A 20,893-nucleotide genomic window follows, 5' to 3' on the forward strand; every position below is an offset into this window, starting at 1 on the left:
AATGGCGTTGACGTACCTTGCACGGATCAGCCTGAAGTCGGGCGATTTCGACGCGGCACAATCTGCCGTCGCCGCAATCGTCACGCAGACGCAGGCGGAAGAAGGGTGCGAGCGGTTCGATCCGCATCCTGCGGCGGACGGATCGCCAACGCTGTACATCTACGAACGCTGGCACGACCGTGCCGCGTTCGATTTTCACCACGCGCAACCCTACACGCGCGCGGTGTTCAAACAGTATGAGGATTGGCTCGCCGAGCCCGTCCACATGACCGAACTCGGGGACGGATTGGCGTAACATGGCAAGCCTTAAAGCCCTCAAGATCCGCATCGGCTCGGTGAAGTCGACGCAGAAGATCACCAAGGCGATGAAGATGGTCGCCGCTGCAAAACTGCGCCGTGCGCAGGAGGCCGCGGTCGCCGGGCGTCCCTATGCCGAACGGCTCGAAGCCGTGATGGCGAGCCTCGCGTCGAAAGTGTCGGTTAGCGAATCCTCGCCCAAGCTGCTCGCGGGCACCGGCAAGGACCAGACGCACCTCATCATCATCGCGACCTCCGAGCGCGGTCTCGCTGGCGCGTTCAACTCGAACATCGTTCGCGCCGCCCGCCGCAAGGCCGAGGAGCTCGAAGCGCACGGCAAGACCGTGAAATTCTACGTGGCCGGCAAGAAGGGCCGCGTGATCAAGCGCTTCTTCCCCAACCAGATCGCCGCCGATCATGAGATGAGCCACATCAAGACCGTCGCTTTCGCCGATGCGCGCGCGATCGCCGACGATGTGATCGCCCGGTTCGAGGCAGGCGAGTTCGATATCGCCCACCTGTTCTACGCCCGCTTCCAGTCGGCACTGGTGCAGGAAGCCACCGGTCGCCAGATCATCCCGGTTGCGATCGACCTCAACGCCGCCCCCGTCTCCGACGGCGGCGCAGCGGTGGAATACGAACCCGATGAGGAAACGATCCTCGCCGAGCTGCTGCCGCGCAACGTCGCGATCCAGGTGTTCCGCGCGTTGCTCGAAAACGCCGCGTCGGAGCAGGGCAGCCGCATGACCGCGATGGACAATGCCACGCGCAATGCCGGCGACATGATCAACCGCCTGACGATCCAGTACAATCGCAGCCGCCAGGCTGCGATCACCACCGAACTGGTCGAGATCATCTCGGGTGCCGAGGCGCTCAAGTAAGTGAAGATCGCGCGCGCCTTGCCGATGATCCTGTGTGCGGCACTCGCCGCATGCGGCGGCGCGCCTGTGTCCAATACGGTCGATGCCGCCAATATGATGGCGAACGATTTGCTCGATCCCGCCAAGGAAATGGCACGGCGCTGGGGCACGGTGTTCACCGACGCCGACCTTCGCGTCCGCGCCGCCAAGGACCTTGGCTATGCGATCGGGCCGATGACCGCTGGCGCACCCGGTACGTTCGCGGCGAAGAGCGACGAGCAGGTGATCCAGCTCCCGCGTTCGCCCATCAAGACGCGCAGCACGCTGGAAGCATCGGGGACCAAGGCCGACCTGGTCGATCGCTACGTCTTCACTTTCACCTCGACCGGCGATGACGGGCGCGACAGCAAATCCGCCAGCGATGCCGACAAGACGCCGCTGCGCGTTCTGTCGGGCTTCCTCGGTCGTTTCGACGTCCAGCCAACCGACCCGATCAAGGCCGCGATCAAAGCAATGCAGCCGATCGACGCCGCCCTCCCTGGCGCGCGGATCGTGTTCGATCCGGGGCCGGTTGCCGACCCCAAGTATAAACGCGATCGGAGTTCGATGATCACAATCATCCGCCCCGGCGCAAAAAACCCGACCCAAGCTCAAGCCGCTCCAGATACAGCGACCCCCGACACAGTGACGAGGAAGTAACCGATGGCCACCGCAGCCCCAACCGCCGACAAGCCCGCCCGCAAGCCGCGCGCTCCCAAAGCCGCAGCGCCCGAGTCCGCAGCGCCGATCGCCACGACCAACAGCGTCGGCCGCATCAGTCAGGTCATCGGCGCCGTCGTCGACGTGACCTTCGAGCAGGACCGCCTCCCCGCGATTCTCAACGCGCTCGAGACGTCGAACAACGGCAACCGCCTCGTGCTCGAAGTCGCGCAGCATCTGGGCGAGAACACCGTCCGCACGATCGCGATGGACGCGACCGAGGGCCTGACCCGCGGTCAGGAAGTCACCGACACCGGCTCGCAGATCCGCGTTCCGGTCGGCCCGCAGACGCTTGGGCGCATCCTTAACGTCATCGGCGAGCCGATCGACGAGCGTGGCCCCGTCGGCCACACCGAGACGATGCCGATCCACGCCCCTGCCCCGCTGTTCGTCGATCAGTCGACCGAGAGCGCGATTCTCGTCACCGGCATCAAGGTCATCGATCTGCTCGCACCCTACGCAAAGGGCGGCAAGATCGGCCTGTTCGGCGGCGCCGGCGTCGGCAAGACCGTGCTCATTCAGGAACTGATCAACAACATCGCCAAGGGACATGGCGGCACCTCGGTGTTCGCGGGCGTCGGCGAGCGCACCCGCGAGGGTAACGATCTGTACCACGAATTCCTCGACGCAGGCGTCATCGCCAAGGATGCCGACGGCAACCCGACCCCCGAGGGTTCGAAGGTCGCTTTGGTGTTCGGTCAGATGAACGAGCCCCCAGGCGCACGTGCCCGCGTCGCGCTGTCGGGCCTGACGATCGCCGAATATTTCCGCGACGTCGAAGGCCAGGACGTTCTGTTCTTCGTCGACAACATCTTCCGCTTCACCCAGGCGGGTTCGGAAGTGTCGGCTTTGCTCGGGCGTATCCCGTCGGCGGTGGGCTATCAGCCGACGCTGTCGACCGACATGGGCGCGCTGCAGGAGCGCATCACGTCGACCAACAAGGGCTCGATCACCTCGGTGCAGGCGATCTACGTTCCCGCCGACGATTTGACCGATCCGGCGCCGGCAACCTCGTTCGCCCATTTGGACGCGACGACCAACCTCAACCGCGCGATTTCGGAGCTGGGCATCTACCCGGCAGTCGATCCGCTCGACTCGACCAGCCGCGTGCTGACCCCGGCGATCGTCGGCCAGGAGCATTACGACACGGCCCGCCGCGTCCAGGAGACGCTGCAGCGCTACAAGTCGCTGCAGGACATCATCGCCATTCTCGGCATGGACGAGCTGTCGGAAGAAGATAAGTCGACCGTGTCGCGCGCCCGCAAGATCCAGCGTTTCTTGAGCCAGCCGTTCCACGTCGCCGAAGTCTTCACCGGCATCAGCGGCAAGTTCGTGCAGGTCGAAGACACGGTGAAGTCGTTCAAGGCTGTGGTGGACGGCGAATACGATCACCTGCCCGAGAGCGCCTTCTACATGGTCGGCGGCATCGACGAAGTGATCGCCAAGGCCGAGAAGATGGCCAAGGAAGCGTAATCGACTCTCCCTCTCCCCTCCGGGGAGAGGGTGGCCGAGCGCAGCGAGGTCGGGAGAGGGGCAGTAATCAGGGCAACACGCTCGATACTGCCCCTCTCCCCGGCCCTCTCCCCGGAGGGGAGAGGGAGAAGGAAAGAAACAATGCTCCACTTCGAACTCGTAACCCCAGAACGTCTCGTCCGCAGCGAGGACGTGTACATGGTCGTCGTCCCCGGCACCGAGGGTGATTTTGGCGTGCTGGAGGGCCATGCCCCGGTCATGTCGACGATCCGCGACGGCGCGCTGTCGGTCTATCGCACTGAAAAGGGCGAGCCCGAGACGATCGCGATCGAAGGCGGTTTCGCCGAGGTTTCGGCGGCAGGCCTCACCGTGCTGGCGGAACGCGCCGCTTAATAAGCCTACGAAGCGCCGCAAGCGGCGCGTTTGGTTAGTAAATTGTCAAACACTCGCCCGTACCAATGGTCCGTGACCATTAGGAAGCGGGCAGCATGAGTGCATTTGGACGTCGACCCGGAGCGGCCGGAGCGGGAACGCGACCCGCATTCGGCGTTGCGCGCCCGATGCACGGTGGGAGCGCACGCCCCTCCGACGGTGAAGCGGCGCCCGGCGCAGGCGAACAGTTCCCGCCGCTGCCGACCCTCTCCGATAGCGATTCGATGGGTAACATGCCCGGCACGCAGCAGGACGCAATGCAGCGCCTCGCCGACAGGCAGGCCTCGTCCGCCGAATCGGGCAGCTCGAAGGTCGAGGGGTTCGAAAGCTCGATCCACAAGATCAAGGAACAGGTCCTCCCGCGCTTGCTCGAACGCGTCGATCCCGAGGCGGCGGCAACGCTCAACAAGGACGAACTCGCCGAGGAATTCCGCCCGATCATCGGTGAAGTGCTCGCCGAACTGAAGCTGACGCTCAACCGCCGCGAGCAATTCGCGCTGGAAAAGGTGCTGGTCGACGAACTGCTCGGCCTCGGGCCGCTCGAGGAATTGCTCGCCGATCCGAACATCACCGACATCATGGTCAACGGCCCCGAGCAGACCTATGTCGAGCGCAAGGGCAAGCTCGAACTCGCGCAAATCCAGTTTCGCGACGAGGAGCATCTGTTCCAGATCGCGCAGCGCATCTGCAACTCGGTCGGCCGCCGCGTCGATCAGACCACGCCGCTCGCCGACGCCCGCCTCAAGGACGGCAGCCGCGTCAACGTCATCGTACCCCCGCTCTCCCTGCGCGGCACCGCGATCTCGATTCGTAAATTCTCCGCCAAGCCGATCACGCTCGACATGATGGCGGGCTTCGGCTCGATGAGTCCGAAAATGGCGACCGCGCTGAAGATCGCTGGTGCGTGCCGTTTCAACGTCGTCATCTCGGGCGGTACCGGCTCGGGCAAAACCACGATGCTCAACGCGCTGTCGAAGATGATCGACCCCGGCGAGCGCGTGCTGACGATCGAGGACGCGGCCGAACTTCGCCTGCAGCAGCCGCACTGGCTCCCACTCGAAACGCGTCCCGCCAACCTCGAAGGCCAGGGCGAAATCAGCATCCGCGATCTCGTCAAGAACGCGCTGCGTATGCGCCCGGATCGCATCATCCTCGGCGAAATCCGCGGCAGCGAGTGTTTCGACATGCTCGCCGCCATGAACACCGGCCACGACGGATCGATGTGTACGCTCCACGCCAACTCCCCGCGGGAGGCGCTCGCACGTATGGAAAATATGGTGATGATGTCCGACATCAAGGTGCCGAAGGAAGCGATCTCGCGCCAGATCGCCGATTCGGTCGAGATGATCATCCAGGTCAAGCGCCTGCGCGACGGCTCGCGCCGCGTCACCAACGTCACCGAAGTGATCGGCATGGAAGGCCCGGTGATCGTCACGCAGGAGCTGTTCAAGTTCGAATATCTGGATGAGTCCGCCGACGGCAAGATCATCGGCGAATATCGCTCGATGGGCCTGCGGCCCTACACGCTGGAAAAGGCACGGACGTTCGGGTTCGATCAGGCCTATCTGGAAGCGTGCCTCTAAGCGTCACCGTTCGTTAGGCACGTACCTTTCGTAAAAGACCGCTACCCAAATCGACGACGGCGCGCGCACGGTCGAGAGCGTCTTGCTGCAAATCTGACGCAACCCTAACCCCGTTCGGGCTGAGCCTGTCGAAGCCCTGAGCGCGACACAAGATGCTGGACGGGTGGCAAGCAGCCCTTCGACAAGCTCAGGGCGAACGGGATATGAGTCACATTAACCGAACGATGCTTTAAGACCATCTCGATGTGCGCGCTTGTCCTAACCCTCCCGCTGCTGACAGCGGCCGCGCCCCAATCGGCAGCGCTCGACACGCTCGCGCCAGACGCCGAGGCACGCTGGGTTGCGTTCCAACTCACCCCCGCCAACCAGATCCGCTTCACCGCGACTGTCGATGGCCAACCCGTCGTCGCCATCCTCGATACCGGGGTGAGCACCTCGCTGCTGTCGCGCAGCTTCGTCGACCGGACGAAACTGCGCATCCGCTCCGGCCCCGCCGCCGTCGCGATCGGCGGGACGGTCGCGAGTGGCTGGGTCGATGTCCGCGAGATTGCGATCGGCGCATTGACCCGACATCGCGCGCAACTCGCGACCGCCGTCCTGCCCGATGCGGCAACGGGCGGAGCGGCGGTCGATCTGCTCGTCGGGCGCGATCTGACGCAAGGCTATGCGCTCGACATCGATTATGACGCGCGGCGCTTTCGCCTGCTGCCCTCGGGGCGCTTGCCGTTTCGCGGGAGCACCGCTCCGCTGCGCGTTGCCGGGACATGGCCGGGGTACGTGACCGAAATTTCGGTCGGCGACCGTGCGATCGCGCGGATGGCGGTCGACACGGGCGATGGCAGCGCGGTGACGCTGACCCACAACGCCTGGGCCACGCTCCCGGAGGCACGCCGCGCGACGACGTCTACCATTGCCTTTGGCATCGGCGGCGCGAGCGTGGTTGACCTCGCGATCGTGCCGCTGCTGCGCAGCGCCACGCTCACCGCCCGCGCGGTGGAAGTTCGGGTCGAGCCGCGCGGCGGCTATACGGAGGCGATCGGGATGAACGGCCGGATCGGATCGGGCTTCCTTGCAGGCTACCGCGTGCTGCTCGATCCCGGTGCCGGGCGCATGGTGCTGAGCCCCGGCAGGCAAGCCGACGCGCCGCCGTTGCGCTCGACCAGCGGCCTGATCCTGCGCGCCGAGGCCGACCGGCTGACCGTGCTACATGTGATGCGTGGTGGGCCGGCCGAATCCAGCGGATGGCGCGCAGGCGAGCAGATTTGCCGTGTCGATGACGCAGCGATCACACGCGATGCGCCATTAACGTGGCCGGTAGACCACCCGGGTCGCGCGGTCCGGCTCGGCCTGTGCAACGGCGCCACCAGAACGCTGACGCTGCGCCACTTCTACTGAAGGTGCGTCGCCACGATCGCGCAACAGGCGGCGGCGATCAGCGCAAACATCTGCAGCGTCCGCCAGTCGACCCAACCGATCGAATCAAGATCACGCCGTTTCGAGCGGCGCCAGTCGCCGACGCCCGCAGCAATCGCCACGCCCCCCGCAGCGGCCGCCGCCATCCACCACATCACCGCGTCGTTCAGTCGCCGAGCTTTTCGATCTTCTCGTTCAACCGGCCGAGCTCGGCCTTGAGCGCGGCGATCTCGTCGTCCTTGCTCGCCGACGTCTGCGCCGTACCGCCGACGCCGCCCTTGGCGCCCGGCTTGAAAGCCTGCGTCGCGGCTTCGAACATCGCCATGTTCTGCTTGGCGAGTTCGGCGAAGGGCGAGTTGGCGAACGCGCCCTCGACCGCCGATTTGAACTGCTGCTGATTACGGCGGAAGCTGTCCATCGACGCTTCGAGATAGCCCGGCACCATCGCCTGCATCGAATCGCCATACATCGCGATCAACTGGCGCAGGAAATTGACGGGCAGCATCGTCTGCCCGCGCTGTTCCTCTTCCATGATGATCTGCGTCAGAATATTGTGCGTGATATCCTCTTCGGATTTCGCATCGATGACCTTGAAATCGCGCCCCTCGCGCGTCATCGCGGCAAGGTGGTCAAGCGTGATGTAAGACGAGGTCTCGGTATTATAGAGGCGGCGGTTCGCGTACTTCTTGATCGTGACCGGGCCATCGCCCGGCGTGGTCTTCTTCATGGAAAAGGCTCCCCGCCCTATGGTTGCCTCGGTCGTACCACCATTCGATACCGCACCGCAACACGGACCGCGTCCGTTGCCGCTCTTCCTCGACATGCTGCGCGAACAGACCGCAGCCTCGCCCGATCGCCGCGCTGCGGCACTGGCGGGTTTACGCGCGTATCAGGCGTTTCCGCGCGGCCGCCCGCCCAAACCCGCCCCCGCGCGGTTTCGCAGAGGCACGGCGCGCTTGCGTGACTATGGTGCGAAGGGCGCCACCGGTCGGGCGATCGTGTTCGTCCCCTCGCTGATCAACCCACCGCACATCCTCGATCTGTTGCCCGACATCTCGCTGCTGCGCTGGCTGGCACAGCAAGGGCATCGCCCGTTCCTGCTCGATTGGGGGACACCGTCCCCAAAAGCCCGCGACATGGATGTAAGCGCGCATGTGACACGCGTGCTGCTCCCGCTAATCGCCAAATTCGCCGAACCGCCGGTGCTGGTCGGCTATTGCCTCGGCGGCACGATGGCGCTCGCGGCGGCGTGCCTGACACCCGTCGCCGGCCTCGCCTTGATCGCGTCGCCCTGGACCTTTGCCGGCTTTGGTTCGGCGGCACGGGGCGAGATCGCCGGATTATGGCATGCCGCCCAACCGATGTGTGCGGCGATCGGGCTGGTGCCGATGGAAGTCCTGCAATCAGGCTTTTGGCGGCTCGATCCCGCCCGGACGATCGGCAAATATGAATCCTTCGCCACCATCGACCCGGCGAGTGCCGCGGCGCGCCGTTTCGTGGCGATGGAGGATTGGGCCAATGCCGGTGCGCCTTTGCCCTACGCCACCGGACGGCAGTTATTCGAGGATTTCGTCGGCGCAGACGTCACCGGGGCCAACCACTGGCAGATCGCGGGCACGACGATCACCCCCGCCGCGCTCCCCTGCCCGGCGATCGAATTCGTGTCGCGCAACGACCGGATCGTCCCCGCCGCCAGCGCGGCCGATTTGCCCGACCGGCATGATCTTGGCGCGGGGCATGTCGGCATGATCGTCGGCAGTTCCGCCAAGGCGCAACTGTGGGAGCCGCTGTCGGGCTGGTTAAACGCCCTCCCCCGGCCTAGATAGCGGCCACGTCATTTCCCGGAGAGACCCGATGCAAGACACCGCCCGCGACCCAAGCCGCGATATCGTCATCACCGCCGCCAAGCGCACCCCGGTCGGCAGCTTCCTCGGCGCCTTCGCCGCGACGCCAGCGCACGAACTCGGCCGCATCGCGATCGAAGCCGCGCTCGCGCAAGCAGGCGTCGCTGGCGAGGAGGTTTCGGAAGTCATCCTCGGCCAAGTCCTCACCGCAGCCCAGGGCCAGAACCCGGCGCGCCAGGCGTCGATGGCGGCAGGCATCCCCAAGGAAATCCCGGCCTGGGGCGTCAACCAGGTGTGCGGCTCCGGCCTGCGCGCGGTGGCGCTGGCGTATCAGGCGATTGCGAGCGGCGATGCGGCGATCGTCGTCGCGGGTGGTCAGGAATCCATGTCGATGAGCGCGCACGCGCAAATGCTTCGGGCAGGTCAGAAGATGGGCGACCTCAGCCTGATCGACACGATGGTCAAGGACGGCCTGACCGATGCCTTCAACCGCTACCACATGGGCATCACCGCGGAGAATCTCGCCGAGCAATATCAGATCACGCGCGAGGCGCAGGATGCGTTCTCGGTCCGATCGCAGAATCTGGCCGAAGCGGCCCGGAGTTCCGGCCGCTTCCGTGACGAAATCGCCGCCGTCACGATTTCCGGCCGCAAGGGCGATACGATTGTGGCCGATGACGAATATATCCGCAGCGGTGCTACGATCGACAACGTGTCGGGCCTCCGCCCCGCCTTCAAGAAGGACGGCACCGTCACCGCCGCCAATGCCTCCGGCCTGAACGATGGCGCCGCCGCGCTCGTGGTGATGAGCCGCGCCGAGGCCGAACGCCGAGGATCGCCGATCCTCGCGCGGATCGCGAGCTGGGCCTCGGCCGGGGTCGATCCGTCGATCATGGGCATCGGCCCCGTCCCCGCCACGCGCCGCGCGCTGGAAAAAGCCGGGTGGAGCATCGCCGAGCTCGATCTGATCGAGGCCAATGAAGCCTTTGCCGCGCAGGCGCTGTCGGTCGGCAAGGAACTCGGCTGGGACGCCGAGCGCGTCAACGTGAACGGTGGCGCGATCGCAATCGGCCACCCGATCGGCGCAAGCGGCGCGCGCGTGCTGACCACACTGCTGTACGAGATGGGCAAGCGCGACGCCAAGAAGGGCCTCGCCACGCTTTGCATTGGCGGCGGAATGGGCATTGCGATGTGCGTCGAGCGGTAATGGGGTCGTTGCCCCCACCGCAACAAAATGGTCCCGATCCGGCTGTTGTATAAGCGCCACACTTGTCTCAAACTGTCATAGTTCGTTCATCTGCCAGACAGGTTCCGCTTGCGCTGCAGTGAAAATTCCACTTCATTCCCCGTCAACCGAGCAGAATCTGCCGCGTTGAACCGTAAATGGGGGAAACCATGAAGCTCCGAGTCCTGTTGTCTGCGACTGCGCTAACCAGCGCGTCGTTCATCATCCCGACCGCCGCCTGGGCTGCTGAACCCGCCCCGCAGGCCACCGCTGCCGCTGCCACGCTGCAAGCCGCACCGGTGACCAAAAGCGATGAAGAGGCCAGTGACGAGAACATCGTCGTTACCGGGTCGCGTATTCGTCGCCCGAACGTCGAATCGGATGCCCCGATCACGTCGATCACTGGCCAAGAGCTCTTTAACCAGGGCCAGACGAACCTCGGCGATACGCTGAGCGATCTGCCGCAGCTTCGCAGCACCTTCGTGCAGCAAAACCCAGGTGCCGGAGTCGGCATCGCCGGCCTCAATTTGCTCGATCTTCGCGGTCTGGGTACGAGTCGTACTCTGGTGCTGGTGAACGGCCGCCGACATGTTGCGTCGGACATCCTGTCGAATGCCTCGTCGGTCGATGTCAACACGATTGCAAATGACATCATCGAACGCGTCGAAGTGGTGACCGGTGGCAAGTCAGCCGTTTACGGTTCCGACGCAATCGGTGGCGTTGTCAACTTCATCCTCAAGCGGGATTTCAATGGGTTTCAGGTACGTGGCAACGCCGCCGTCTCCGAGGCTGGCTTTGGCGCGAACCAGTTCATTTCGGGTATCGCTGGCAAGAACTTTGGTGATGGACGCGGTAACATCACTGCACAAATCGAATATGCGAACCAAGCGCGCGTCTACGCCAGTGACATTCCGGCATTTACTCGGGCTGATGGCTTTGCAACGGTCGATGCTGACAGCCCCGGCTTGGCGCTTGGCAGCGACGGTTTCCCGGACGCAGTCTTTGTCCGTGACATCCGTAGCTCGACCACGCACCGCTTCGGTCTCGTCCCGATCATTCAGCCTAGCACTGGCGGGCTATGCGGAACTGGGACGTTGGCAAATAACGGGCCCGCAAACACTTCCGGTACGGCATTCCACTGCAACTACTTCTTCACCCCCGAAGGGCGTTTGGTTCAGCAGACCGGAACGCGTTTCGGCACCGGCCCTGGCGGTACGTTCGTCGGCGGCAACGGCCAGACCGGTCGCGAAGGCAACCTCCTCTCCATTCTGCCGTCGAACCAGCGCATCAACGCTAACTTGCTTGCCCGGTATGAGTTCAGCCCGGCCCTCGAAGCGTTCTTGGAGGCGAAGTATTCGCGGACCGATTCGGTTGGTAACCAGCTTGGGCCAACGTTCATCAACAATGGTCCCCTCGCAGGTTCGGTCGATTCCCGCCTTTCGCCGCGGCTCGATAACCCGTTCCTGAACGCTGCAGATCGGACGCTCATTTCGAACGCGATTTTGGCTTCGGGTTGCGGTTCGACCGTAGGCAACGCGATTGCCGCACTGACCTGCACGCCGCTCACGGCGACGCAGCGCACCAACATCGCCAACGGCTCCTATCGCTTTGCCTTTGCGCGTACCCTTACCGACTCGCCTGACCGCGACGAAGTTTTCCGCCGCACGACCTACCGCGTGGTTGCGGGTCTGCGTGGTCAGTTCAACGACGACTGGAAGTATGAAGTCTCGGCCAACTACGGCCGATTCGAGGAGTCCGTCGATTTCCAGGGCTTTGTTGATCGTCAGCGGTTCTTGCTCTCGCTCGACGCCGGCCTGAATCCACTGACGAACCAGATTCAGTGTCGCGCGCAGTTTGACACGGCCTCGGCAACCGGCCTTGCTGGTAACACGGCTGCGGCTGCAAAGCTCGCGTCGGACATCGCAGCGTGCGTTCCGTACAACCCCTTCGGTCAACCCAATAACGCCGCGGCGACCAGCTACTTCCGCATCCCGCTCGCGAACAGCGCCTACCTTTCGCAGCTCGACATTCAGGGCTTCGTTTCGGGTGACTCCAGCCAGCTCTTCAGCCTGCCCGGCGGCCCGGTCAGCTTCGTTCTCGGTGGTGAATATCGGCGTGAAAAGGCGTTCAATAACAGCGATGCAGCAGCCGACAATCTCTTGTCCAACGCCGTGTTCCTGGGCGACGTTAACGCGCCGCCCCTGACCGTTACCGAAGGCTTTGGTGAACTTGTCGTGCCGATCGTGAAGGACGTGTTCCTTCTGAAGGAGCTGACGCTGAGTGGTGCCGGCCGTATTTCGAAGTATAACACTGGTGCTGGAACGACCTATACCTACAATGCCGGTGCGCAATACTCGCCGTTCGACGGCCTTCGTCTGCGCTTCAGCTACGGTCGCGCAGTTCGAGCACCAAACGTGTCGGAATCGAGCTTCCCGTCCGTACCGAACTTTGCAAACGGGTTTATCGACCCTTGCAACGTCAACGCGATCGGCGGCAATCCTATCCGCGGCGTGAACTGCGTTGCGCAGCTTTCCACGGCGCAGCTCGCGAACTTGCCACCGGCTGGCTACTCGATCGGGATCATCTCCGGCAGTAACCCGAACCTTGTGGCAGAAACCTCTGACTCGTTCACTTATGGCGGTGTCTTCACGCCCCGCTTCCTGCCAGGCTTCTCGCTGAGCGTTGATTATTATGACATCAAGGTTTCGGGCGTGATCGTCTCGCTGACGGCACAGACCATCGTCAATACCTGCTACGACTCGCCCAGCCTTTCGAGCCCGCTGTGCAGCACGTTCCAGCGCAACCTCACGGGGTCAGCAGGGGCGTCGGGCGAATTGCCTGGGCAGATCTTGTTCAACTCGATTGTTTCGGGTCCGCAGAACTTTGCAAGCCGGGTTCGCCGCGGCCTCGACGTTGAGGCAGGATATCGCACAAACCTGTCGGCGAACGCCAAGTTGAATGCGCGTTTGATCTACACCCACTCGTTTACCAACAGTAACTTCCAAGATCCAACGCGTCCCAACTTCGAGAATTATATCATTCGCGAAGTTGGCGATCCTCAGGATGAAGGTCGCTTGGATCTCGATCTGACTGTCGATCGTGTTACGTTCGGCTATCAGATGCGTGTTTTGGGGTCGCAGTTGGTTGGTGCGTATGAGAACACCTTCCCCAACAATGCTGGTGTTACGGGAGCTACCGGCCTTCCGCTTAACGCGGATGCTTTCGATATCGAAGAATATCCGGCTACTTTCTATCACAACATCCGGCTTAACTTCGAGATCGGCGACGGTAAGGCCGGCAGGGACTCGTTCAATCTGTTCGTCGGTGCGGACAACGTCCTGAACCAGCTTCCGCCGTTGGGCACGACGGGCACGGGTGCCGGTACGGGGATTTTCAACATCCGCGGACGCAATCTCTACGCCGGGTTCCGGGCGCGCTTCTGACTTCGCTTCTGCGATCAGTGTGAAAAGAAGGGGCGGGGTAATTCCCGCGCCTTTTTTTTGGAATGCTTTCGTGGCGCATAGCTTGAGCGATTTTTGGCGTCAGGTTGGCGTCGATCAGGTAACGCAGGCCGCGCCGGACCGTCTGTAATGCGTGCGGATGCCCGTTTACATTGACCGTCGACGATGCTGCAAAACGGACGCAAGACGGCCTTAGCCAGTTATGCGCAGGCTATGCTACCGTGTTGGCCTGACAACAGCGGGGGCCTTGGTGTCTGGGCGGATTAGCTCCAAACGCGATCGGATCGCGCCCCGAGGCCGGTCAGAAGTTCATATTGCGACATGCCCGACAGCGCCGCCGCCTGCGGCAGGGCGTAATCGATAGCGACCCAGTCGCCTTCACACAGGGTCGGTGCTGTGTTGACACAGATCGCGGTCAAATCCATCGACACGCGCCCGAGCACGTCCAGAACAGCGTCACCGGCGCGCGCGATGCCGCAATTGCTGAAGCCGCGCCAATACCCATCGGCATAGCCGATATTGAGGATCGCAACCTCGGTCGGTTCGGTGGCGGTGTAGCACGCGTTATACCCGATCGATTCCCCCGCCGCGAGCGTGCGGCGCTGGAGAACCTGTGCCTCGGGCGTGACGACTTGCCGCACCACGCCCGTCAGCTCTCCGCGCGGAACGCCGCCGTAAAGCGCCAGGCCGGGCCGGGTCAGGTCGAACGCATAAGCGGCGCCCAAGGCAATACCGGCCGAATTGGCGAGGCTGAGCCGCTTCGCCGTGGTGCGCCCCTTCAGCGCCTGCAACGCAGCACATTGCCGGGCATTGGTGGACGAGTCCTCGTCGGCGCAGGCGAGATGGCTCATTAGCGTGTCGATCTGAAGCCCGTCGAGCAGTCCCTGCCCGACCTCCTCGACCGAGACGCCCAGCCGGTTCATGCCGGTATCGACCATCACGTCGCACCGCCCGCCGCCTGCCGCCCGCCACCGCGCGACCTGGGCTGCGGTGTTCAGTACCGGTCGCGCGCGGCTCCTAAGCGCCGCAGCCAGATCCTCCGCGCGAATCCCGTGCAGGACCGCAACATCGACGTCCAATTGTTCCAAAACCGCCGCCTCGGCCCAGGTCGCCACGAAGAAGTCCCGACACCCCGCCCCAGCCAATTTTTCGACCACGCCAGCGGCGCCAAGGCCGTAACCATTGGCCTTGACCGCAGCGCCACAGGCGGCCGCGCCGCTCATCCGGTCCAGTGCGCGCCAGTTGGCGATCAGGGCGGCGGCATCGAGCCGGAGACGGAGGGGCGCGGACATTCCCGGCGGTTAGCGCTGCGCGCGCGGCTAGTCTACGTGCGCGGTGCCGGGCTTGGTTTCATCGAGCATGAAGACGGTGACGACCAGTGCCATCGCCACCACCGCGACGGTGTACCACAGCCCGGCATAAGGGTCCCCGGTCCGCGCGACGATCACCTGACTTATCAACGGCAGAAATCCGCCGAAATAGCCCGTGCCGATATGGTAGGGGATCGACATCGAACTGTAGCGGATGCGCGGCGGAAACAGCTCGGTCAGCAACGCCGCGACCGGTCCATAGGTAATGCCCGACAGCGCACTCATCGCGAGGATCGCGATCAGGATCACGACGATGTTACCGGGGGACGGGATGACCGGTCTCAGGTCGTAACCACTCCGGGTCAGCGCTGCCTCCACCCCTTCATTGGTCATATCATTGACGCCGACCCCACCGACGAGAACGAGCGTCACCGGCGTATGCGCCTTGGTGTAGGGCACGCCCTTTTTCGACAGGAAATCGAGCAGCCGCCGACACTCGCTCGGCTTACCGGGAATCAGCTCATATTGGCAGGCGGGGCCCGAGACGACGACCGGCGCGCGCTTTGCCGCGCGGGCGAGTTCGGGATTGGCGGCAGCTCCCATCACCCAGAAGATCGGGAAGATCAGTACCAGCGTTAGCGCATAGCCGACCACGATCGGTGTTTTGCGCCCGACCCGGTCCGACAACCACCCGAAGAACACGAAGAAGCCCAACCCGCCAAGCGCACCGAACCCGACGATCAGCTGCGCCGCGGTTTCCTGCACGCGCATTGTGCCTTGCAGGAACGACAGCACCGTGAACATCGCGGTATACCAGATCACCGTCAGCCCCGCCGCAATGCCGAACAACGCAACGAACAGCCGCTTGAGATTGCCGGGATAGGTGAAGCTTTCGACGAACGGGTTTTTGGCTGTCTCGCCAGCCGCCTTCATCTTCTTGAACACGGGGCTTTCCGACAGTTTCAACCGCATCCACAATGACACCGCCAGCAGGACGAGCGAGAACAGGAACGGCACGCGCCAGCCCCATGCCTCCCACATCGCGGTCGGCATCAACCCTTTGGTCAGCAGCACGACGACGAGGCTGAGGATGAAGCCACCCGCTACGCTCGCCTGGATGAAGCTGGTGAAATAGCCGCTTTTGCCGGGCGGGGCATGTTCCGCCACGTAGATCGCTGCCCCGCCATATTCCCCGCCGAGTGCCAGCCCCTGCAGCACGCGCAGCCCAATGATGATGAAGGGCGCGGCCAGCCCGATCGCCGCTGCCGATGGCACCATGCCGACCGCTGCGGTCGCCAGCCCCATGACGGTGATCGTCACCAGAAAGGTATATTTGCGGCCGAGCTTGTCGCCGAGAAACCCGAACAGGATCGCACCCAGCGGGCGAAACCCGAAGCCGACGGCAAACCCAGCCCAGGCGTATAGCGTCTGCAACAGCTCGTTTTGCGCGGGGAAGAACGTCCGCCCGATGATCCCCGATGCGGCGAGCGTGCCGTAGATGAAGAAATCATACCATTCGAAGATGGTGCCGAGGGACGACGCTGTAATGACGAGCTGGATGTCCTTGCGGCTGGGCGATGTGCCCGTCTCCGCCCCCACATCGCCCGCCAAATTCGTCGTCATACCGTCCCCCACCCTCGCCGCTGTTCCGGCGCGCCGCACGATACGGGGTTTGCGCCTTACGGCAAGGATGATCCGACCCGCCCGGTCGGCACGCATACCGGGCGACCGTCGGGATCATGCGAGACGCGCACTGCGATATCGAATACCCGCGCGAGCATTTCGGCGGTCAGCACCTCGGCGGTCGGCCCGTGCGCAACGACCCGGCCGTGCTGAAGCAGCAGGACATCGTCGGCGATCCGTCCGGCGTGGAGCAAATCGTGCAGTACTACCGCAACGCCGCGCCCACGCGCCGCCACGCCGCGCAGTTGATCGAGTAGATCGAGCTGGTGCGCGGGATCGAGGCTCGCCATCGGCTCGTCGGCGAGCAGCCAGTCCGGCTCCCCCGCGAGCACGCGCGCAAGCAGGACGCGCGCGCGCTCGCCGCCCGACAGCGTCGCGATACCGCGATCGGCGAACTCTGCGGTCGCCGTCACGCCGAGCGCGTCATCGATCGCGGCACGGTCCGCTGGCCCCGCCGCGGCGAAGGGCGAACGATGCGCGGTACGACCAAGCGCCACCACGTCGCGCACGCGCAAGTTCCAATGGACACGCGCTTCCTGCGGCAGATAGCCGATCAGGCGCGCCCGCTCGCGCGGGTCGAGCGTCGCGACCGCGCGATTGCCGATCGACACCGTGCCGTCGCTCGGGCTCAGCAACGCCGCCATCGCCTTCAGGAGCGTACTCTTGCCTGCACCGTTGGGCCCCAAAATCGCGGTCACTCGGCCCGGCCACAGCACCGCATCGACGCCGTCCAGCACTCGCCGACCGTCGAGCGTCACGCCAAGTTGGGTCAGGCTCAATTCCACGCGACGCGCCCCTTGAGCAGCAGCCACAGAAAGAACGGCGCACCGATGAGCGCCATCGCCACGCCCAGCCGCACTTCGCCTGCGCCGGGTATCAGGCGGCACATGCTGTCGGCGATCAATACCAGTGCCGCGCCGCCGAGCGCGCTGGGGAGCAACAAGGCCGAGGGTCGCGCGCCGAACAGCGGACGCAGCAAATGCGGGACGATCAGCCCCACGAAACCGACCACGCCCGTTACCGCAACGCTCGCCCCGACGGTCAGCCCGGTGCCGAGCACGACCAGCGCCTGCACCCGCCCGAGCCGGATACCGAGGGAGCGCGCCGTGTCCTCGCCCAGGCTCAGCGCGTCGAGTGACGGGCCGGTCGCCGCCAGCACAACCGCGCCGAGCAGGAGGAACGGGAGCGCAACCAGCACGTCATCCATCCCACGATCGGTCAACGCACCCATCAGCCAGTCGATCACTTCGGCCACGGCATACGGGTTCGGCGCGATCGAGATGACGAAAGCGGTCAGCGCGCCCGACAGGCTGGCAAGCACGGTTCCTGCCAAGATGAACTGGACCGCGCTCGCTTGCCGCCAGGTCAGCGCGGCGAGCAGCGCCATCGATCCGCCCGCCGCCGCCATCGCGCAGACGAACACGACCAACGGATTACTGGCAATTCCAAGCACGATCGCCGTGACCGCGCCGAGCGCCGCGCTCGACGACACGCCGACCACGCCCGGATCGGCGAGCGGGTTGCGCAAATATCCTTGCAGCACCGCCCCCGACAGGCCGAGCACCGCGCCGATCGCGAGACCCAGCACCGCGCGGGGCAAACGCAGTTCGAACAGGATCGCGGCGTTGGTGTCATGGCCGAACCAGCCGCTGGGCGGGATCCACAGCTTGCCCGCCATCAGCGACAGCGCGAAGGAAGCGGCCATCAGCCCAACGAGCAGCGCGATCTTCCCTCTCATGACTGGCCGCGCCGAAGCTGCGCCAACCGCGTGATAGCGGGGGCGATCGTCGGGCCGCCGCAATTGATGAGCGTGCGCGCGAAGGTGGCGAAGCGGGTCGGCGCGTGCATTCGGGCCAGGACTTTGCTGCGCAGCATTGCGGGACGCGATGGGCCGGGAGTGAGGATCAGCGCCGGGGGATCCGCCGCGATCGTCTCCAGCGCGACGGTGGAAGTGTAAGGCAGCCCATAGTCCCGCGTGGCGTTGCGGAACCCGGCGTGCGTCAGCAGCTCGTCGAGCAAATTGCCGGGGCCATTCGCCAATGTGCCACCGATGAAGAGCAGAGCCGACGGTGCGGGTGCAGAGTCGCGCTGTTTGGCCCTTTCCAGCGCATCTTCGATCCGCGCGATCATCGCCGCGCCGCGTCTGGGCTGGCCGACGGCGTCGGCGACCAAGGCGATCTGTGCTTCGCTCGCCGCCACCGTCGCGGGGGAATCGAGCAGCAGCGTCTTCAATCCGGCGCGGTCATACGCGGTGCGGGTGGCGAGTGGCGTGAAGCTCGACGTGACAACTAGCGCCGGCCGCAACGCGATCACTTCCTCCGCCGTGCCCGCCGTTACCCGAAAGCGCCGCGCAACGTCGAGTGGCAGCGAGGTTGCCGCCGGATCATGCGAGTATTGGCTGATCGCGGTCAGCCGCTCGGGCGCGAGTTCGACCAGCATCGCGTCCGCGCACGGATTGGTCGAAACGATGCCACCCAAGTTTGGCCCGCCGCTCACCGACACGCGCGCCGGGGCAGCGCACCCGGCAAGCATCACGGCGAGCAGCGGGACCAGCCGCATCAATCGAGTTTCACGCGGATGCCGCCAAACGCCGCGCGGCCGTCGGTGCCGTAATTGGCGACGGTGCGGTATTTTTCGTCGAACGCATTGTCGATCCGGCCATAGACCGACAACCGCCGCCCGATCGCCATTTCCGCACGGAAGCCCGCCAGCACGTATCCGTCGAGCCGAACGGTGTTGCCGGCATTGTCGAAACTGTCGCCGACATGGCTGACGGTACCGCCGATCGAAAGGCCGAACGGGAAGCGGTAATCGCCCGACAGGCTGACCGTCTGCTTCGGGCGACGCGCCAGATCCTTGCCGAGATTGGCACCCGACGAACGGTTCTTCGCGTCGATATACGAATAATTCCCCGTCACCGTCAGCGCCTCGACCGGACGCACTGCCAGTTCGACCTCGACCCCCTCGGCGCTTGCCTTGGCGATGTTGTTGTAGACGCCGAACGGGCGCTGATAGCAAATCGAGCTCATCACCGTGACATTCGCCGCCGGGCACGATGCGAAATCGATCTGGTTGCGCGTATCACGGTGGAAATAGGTCACGCTTGCGCTCACCTGATTGCCGAGCAGCCGTTGCTGGATGCCGACATCGTAGCTGCGCGCGGTCTCGGGCGCGAGCCGGGTGTTCCCGTAAAAGCTGTAGAGTTGATACAGCGTCGGGGCCTTGAATCCCTCGCCATAGCTCGCCCGGAACGTCGTGCCGGTGTCGAGCGCGAGCGCAGCGTCCGCGCCAAAGGTGGTACGGGTGCCAAACGTGCGGTGATCGTCATGCCGTACGCCGCCGGTGATGGTCAGTTGGCGGATCGGTGTGACGATCGCCTCGCCGTAAACCGAGGTGATCGCAGTCGAGGCGAAAGTGCTGCCGTCGTTGAAGCGGCTATTTTCATGTTCGACCCCGCCGACGATGCGGACTTGGTCGACAATTTTGAAATCGCCCTGGTATTCGAACCGCTCGGTTCGCCCGCGCGAGAAAAACGACACCGGCGTGCTGGGCGCATCGAAATTGTCTCGCTTGATATCCGCGATGGTGAAGGCGATCCGGTTGCGGAAGCGGTCGTCGAGCAGATTGGCGTGCGCGCCGACATAGCCATAGGCTTCCTTCGCGGTCGAATAGGCCGGGCTGTCCGACACGACATAATTGGGTGCGGGGAAGGCCGCGTCATATTGCGTCCGGCTGTCGGCATAATAGCCGCGCAGGTCGATGCCGATTCCGGGGGCCACTTCAAGCCCGACCTTGCCGGTCGCGCCATATTGGCGAAAGCCGTCCCGCTCGGTGCCATTGGCGGCCGCGGATATCCCGTCGGTGCGCGTATAGCCGCCGTTGAACGACGCGGTCAGTGGCCCCGTGCCGCCCGACAGGCCCGCATTTGCATACACCGAGTCATGCGACCCATATTCGATCCGGCCGCGCGCCTGCAGCCCTTCTGTCGGGGATGCGGTGACGATGTTGACTACCCCGCCGATCGCCTGGCTGCCCCAGGGTACCGAATTCGGCCCGCGCAAAACCTCGATCCGGTCGATCGATCCGGCGAGCAAGGTGCCGAAATCGAACGCGCCGCCCGGGGAAGACGGGTCATTGACGCGAATGCCGTCGATAATCGTCAAAGTTTGTTCGCCCTCTGCGCCGCGGATGCGAACAGCCGTTACGGTCCCGATACCACCCGTGCGCGTTACGGTGACGCCGGGCGTCGTGGCGAGCAGATCGGACAGCACGATGGTCTGGCGGCGCTCGATTTCGGCGCGCGTCAGGACGGTGACGGCCTGTCCCACTTGATAGCTATATTGCGGCACGCGCGCCGCGACGATGATGTCGGGTTCGATCCGGCTGTCGGCGATGACGATGTCGTTGGTGGCGTCCGTGTCGGTCGCCACTGATGGCGTGGTTTGCGCCTGCGCCGTCCCGGCAAGGCCGAAAGCCAAAGCGGCGGGAAGAATTTTTCGGTAGTGTATCATGACGTTACCCTCAAAGAGGGCCAGAACGCCGGACGCGCCGGT

The 20,893-nt window shown here is 64.4% G+C and carries 18 protein-coding genes; 10 read left to right on the top strand and 8 right to left on the bottom strand.

Annotation, left to right across the window (positions count from 1 at the left end; all coding sequences use genetic code 11):
- Position 1 precedes the first annotated feature (1 nt).
- From HMP06_RS08375 to HMP06_RS08405, 7 genes are all read left to right on the top strand, one after another.
- On the top strand, positions 2-295 hold the full coding sequence (locus HMP06_RS08375; RefSeq protein WP_176496678.1) for a putative quinol monooxygenase: 294 nt from the start codon (positions 2-4) through the stop codon (positions 293-295).
- A 1-nt stretch (position 296) separates the two neighbouring features.
- Positions 297-1,178: a F0F1 ATP synthase subunit gamma gene (locus HMP06_RS08380; RefSeq protein WP_176496679.1), complete on the top strand. Its 882-nt coding sequence runs from the start codon at positions 297-299 to the stop codon at positions 1,176-1,178.
- On the top strand, positions 1,179-1,856 hold the full coding sequence (locus HMP06_RS08385) for a hypothetical protein (protein WP_176496680.1): 678 nt from the start codon (positions 1,179-1,181) through the stop codon (positions 1,854-1,856).
- 3 nt (positions 1,857-1,859) lie between these two features.
- Entirely contained in the window at positions 1,860-3,389 is a 1,530-nt protein-coding gene (gene atpD, locus HMP06_RS08390) for a F0F1 ATP synthase subunit beta (RefSeq protein WP_443026501.1), read from the top strand.
- Between the two features lie 141 nt (positions 3,390-3,530).
- The gene (locus HMP06_RS08395) at positions 3,531-3,782 is read left to right on the top strand and encodes an ATP synthase F1 subunit epsilon (protein ID WP_176496681.1); all 252 of its coding nucleotides are present in this window, start codon (positions 3,531-3,533) and stop codon (positions 3,780-3,782) included.
- 95 nt (positions 3,783-3,877) lie between these two features.
- The gene (locus tag HMP06_RS08400; RefSeq protein ID WP_176496682.1) at positions 3,878-5,404 is read left to right on the top strand and encodes a CpaF family protein; all 1,527 of its coding nucleotides are present in this window, start codon (positions 3,878-3,880) and stop codon (positions 5,402-5,404) included.
- A gap of 243 nt (positions 5,405-5,647) precedes the next feature.
- Complete coding sequence (locus HMP06_RS08405) at positions 5,648-6,799, top strand: aspartyl protease family protein (protein WP_176496683.1); 1,152 nt, start codon at positions 5,648-5,650, stop codon at positions 6,797-6,799.
- Here HMP06_RS08405 and HMP06_RS08410 read toward each other — a convergent pair.
- Both HMP06_RS08410 and phaR read right to left on the bottom strand, forming a co-directional pair.
- Positions 6,793-6,972, bottom strand: coding sequence for a hypothetical protein (locus HMP06_RS08410; RefSeq protein ID WP_176496684.1), 180 nt, complete (start codon positions 6,970-6,972; stop codon positions 6,793-6,795). The two genes, HMP06_RS08405 and HMP06_RS08410, sit on opposite strands and share 7 nt — an antisense overlap.
- An 11-nt stretch (positions 6,973-6,983) precedes the next feature.
- Positions 6,984-7,544, bottom strand: coding sequence for a polyhydroxyalkanoate synthesis repressor PhaR (gene phaR / locus HMP06_RS08415; RefSeq protein ID WP_176496685.1), 561 nt, complete (start codon positions 7,542-7,544; stop codon positions 6,984-6,986).
- A gap of 19 nt (positions 7,545-7,563) precedes the next feature.
- Between phaR and HMP06_RS08420 the strand changes: the two genes are divergently transcribed.
- The 3 genes from HMP06_RS08420 to HMP06_RS08430 all read left to right on the top strand — a co-directional run bounded on the left by HMP06_RS08420 (position 7,564) and on the right by HMP06_RS08430 (position 13,329).
- Positions 7,564-8,643 carry an alpha/beta fold hydrolase gene (locus HMP06_RS08420; protein WP_176496686.1) on the top strand — a complete coding sequence of 360 codons (1,080 nt, stop codon included), beginning with the start codon at positions 7,564-7,566 and terminating at the stop codon, positions 8,641-8,643.
- 28 nt (positions 8,644-8,671) lie between these two features.
- Positions 8,672-9,868, top strand: coding sequence for an acetyl-CoA C-acetyltransferase (locus HMP06_RS08425; RefSeq protein WP_176496687.1), 1,197 nt, complete (start codon positions 8,672-8,674; stop codon positions 9,866-9,868).
- A gap of 188 nt (positions 9,869-10,056) precedes the next feature.
- Positions 10,057-13,329, top strand: a complete 3,273-nt coding sequence (locus HMP06_RS08430) for a TonB-dependent receptor domain-containing protein (RefSeq protein WP_176496688.1) — start codon at positions 10,057-10,059, stop codon at positions 13,327-13,329.
- A 281-nt stretch (positions 13,330-13,610) separates the two neighbouring features.
- Here the strand turns inward: HMP06_RS08430 and HMP06_RS08435 are convergent, their stop codons facing one another.
- The 6 genes from HMP06_RS08435 to HMP06_RS08460 are packed head-to-tail and all read right to left on the bottom strand — an operon-like array spanning position 13,611 to position 20,851.
- Positions 13,611-14,639, bottom strand: coding sequence for an alanine racemase (locus HMP06_RS08435; RefSeq protein ID WP_176496689.1), 1,029 nt, complete (start codon positions 14,637-14,639; stop codon positions 13,611-13,613).
- 27 nt (positions 14,640-14,666) lie between these two features.
- Complete coding sequence (locus HMP06_RS08440; RefSeq protein WP_176496690.1) at positions 14,667-16,280, bottom strand: MFS transporter; 1,614 nt, start codon at positions 16,278-16,280, stop codon at positions 14,667-14,669.
- 56 nt (positions 16,281-16,336) lie between these two features.
- The gene (locus HMP06_RS08445; RefSeq protein ID WP_176496691.1) at positions 16,337-17,125 is read right to left on the bottom strand and encodes an ABC transporter ATP-binding protein; all 789 of its coding nucleotides are present in this window, start codon (positions 17,123-17,125) and stop codon (positions 16,337-16,339) included.
- Positions 17,116-18,078, bottom strand: a complete 963-nt coding sequence (locus HMP06_RS08450) for a FecCD family ABC transporter permease (protein ID WP_176496692.1) — start codon at positions 18,076-18,078, stop codon at positions 17,116-17,118. The genes HMP06_RS08445 and HMP06_RS08450 overlap by 10 nt, the downstream gene beginning before the upstream one ends.
- A complete protein-coding gene (locus HMP06_RS08455) occupies positions 18,075-18,899 on the bottom strand; it encodes an ABC transporter substrate-binding protein (RefSeq protein ID WP_176496693.1) in 825 nt (274 codons plus the stop codon). The genes HMP06_RS08450 and HMP06_RS08455 overlap by 4 nt, the downstream gene beginning before the upstream one ends.
- Positions 18,899-20,851: a TonB-dependent receptor plug domain-containing protein gene (locus HMP06_RS08460; protein WP_176496694.1), complete on the bottom strand. Its 1,953-nt coding sequence runs from the start codon at positions 20,849-20,851 to the stop codon at positions 18,899-18,901. The genes HMP06_RS08455 and HMP06_RS08460 overlap by 1 nt, the downstream gene beginning before the upstream one ends.
- Positions 20,852-20,893 lie beyond the last annotated feature (42 nt).

Origin of the sequence: Sphingomonas sp. HMP6, assembly GCF_013374095.1 — a bacterium.
Lineage (GTDB): Bacteria > Pseudomonadota > Alphaproteobacteria > Sphingomonadales > Sphingomonadaceae > Sphingomonas.

Coding starts and splice junctions, on each gene's coding strand:
- HMP06_RS08375 (WP_176496678.1), top strand. CDS start 2: ATGGCGTTGACGTACCTTGCACGGATCAGCCTGAAGTCGGGCGATTTC.
- HMP06_RS08380 (WP_176496679.1), top strand. CDS start 297: ATGGCAAGCCTTAAAGCCCTCAAGATCCGCATCGGCTCGGTGAAGTCG.
- atpD (WP_443026501.1), top strand. CDS start 1,860: ATGGCCACCGCAGCCCCAACCGCCGACAAGCCCGCCCGCAAGCCGCGC.
- HMP06_RS08395 (WP_176496681.1), top strand. CDS start 3,531: ATGCTCCACTTCGAACTCGTAACCCCAGAACGTCTCGTCCGCAGCGAG.
- HMP06_RS08400 (WP_176496682.1), top strand. CDS start 3,878: ATGAGTGCATTTGGACGTCGACCCGGAGCGGCCGGAGCGGGAACGCGA.
- HMP06_RS08405 (WP_176496683.1), top strand. CDS start 5,648: ATGTGCGCGCTTGTCCTAACCCTCCCGCTGCTGACAGCGGCCGCGCCC.
- HMP06_RS08410 (WP_176496684.1), bottom strand. CDS start 6,972: ATGTGGTGGATGGCGGCGGCCGCTGCGGGGGGCGTGGCGATTGCTGCG.
- phaR (WP_176496685.1), bottom strand. CDS start 7,544: ATGAAGAAGACCACGCCGGGCGATGGCCCGGTCACGATCAAGAAGTAC.
- HMP06_RS08420 (WP_176496686.1), top strand. CDS start 7,564: ATGGTTGCCTCGGTCGTACCACCATTCGATACCGCACCGCAACACGGA.
- HMP06_RS08425 (WP_176496687.1), top strand. CDS start 8,672: ATGCAAGACACCGCCCGCGACCCAAGCCGCGATATCGTCATCACCGCC.
- HMP06_RS08430 (WP_176496688.1), top strand. CDS start 10,057: ATGAAGCTCCGAGTCCTGTTGTCTGCGACTGCGCTAACCAGCGCGTCG.
- HMP06_RS08435 (WP_176496689.1), bottom strand. CDS start 14,639: ATGTCCGCGCCCCTCCGTCTCCGGCTCGATGCCGCCGCCCTGATCGCC.
- HMP06_RS08440 (WP_176496690.1), bottom strand. CDS start 16,280: ATGACGACGAATTTGGCGGGCGATGTGGGGGCGGAGACGGGCACATCG.
- HMP06_RS08450 (WP_176496692.1), bottom strand. CDS start 18,078: ATGAGAGGGAAGATCGCGCTGCTCGTTGGGCTGATGGCCGCTTCCTTC.
- HMP06_RS08455 (WP_176496693.1), bottom strand. CDS start 18,899: ATGCGGCTGGTCCCGCTGCTCGCCGTGATGCTTGCCGGGTGCGCTGCC.
- HMP06_RS08460 (WP_176496694.1), bottom strand. CDS start 20,851: ATGATACACTACCGAAAAATTCTTCCCGCCGCTTTGGCTTTCGGCCTT.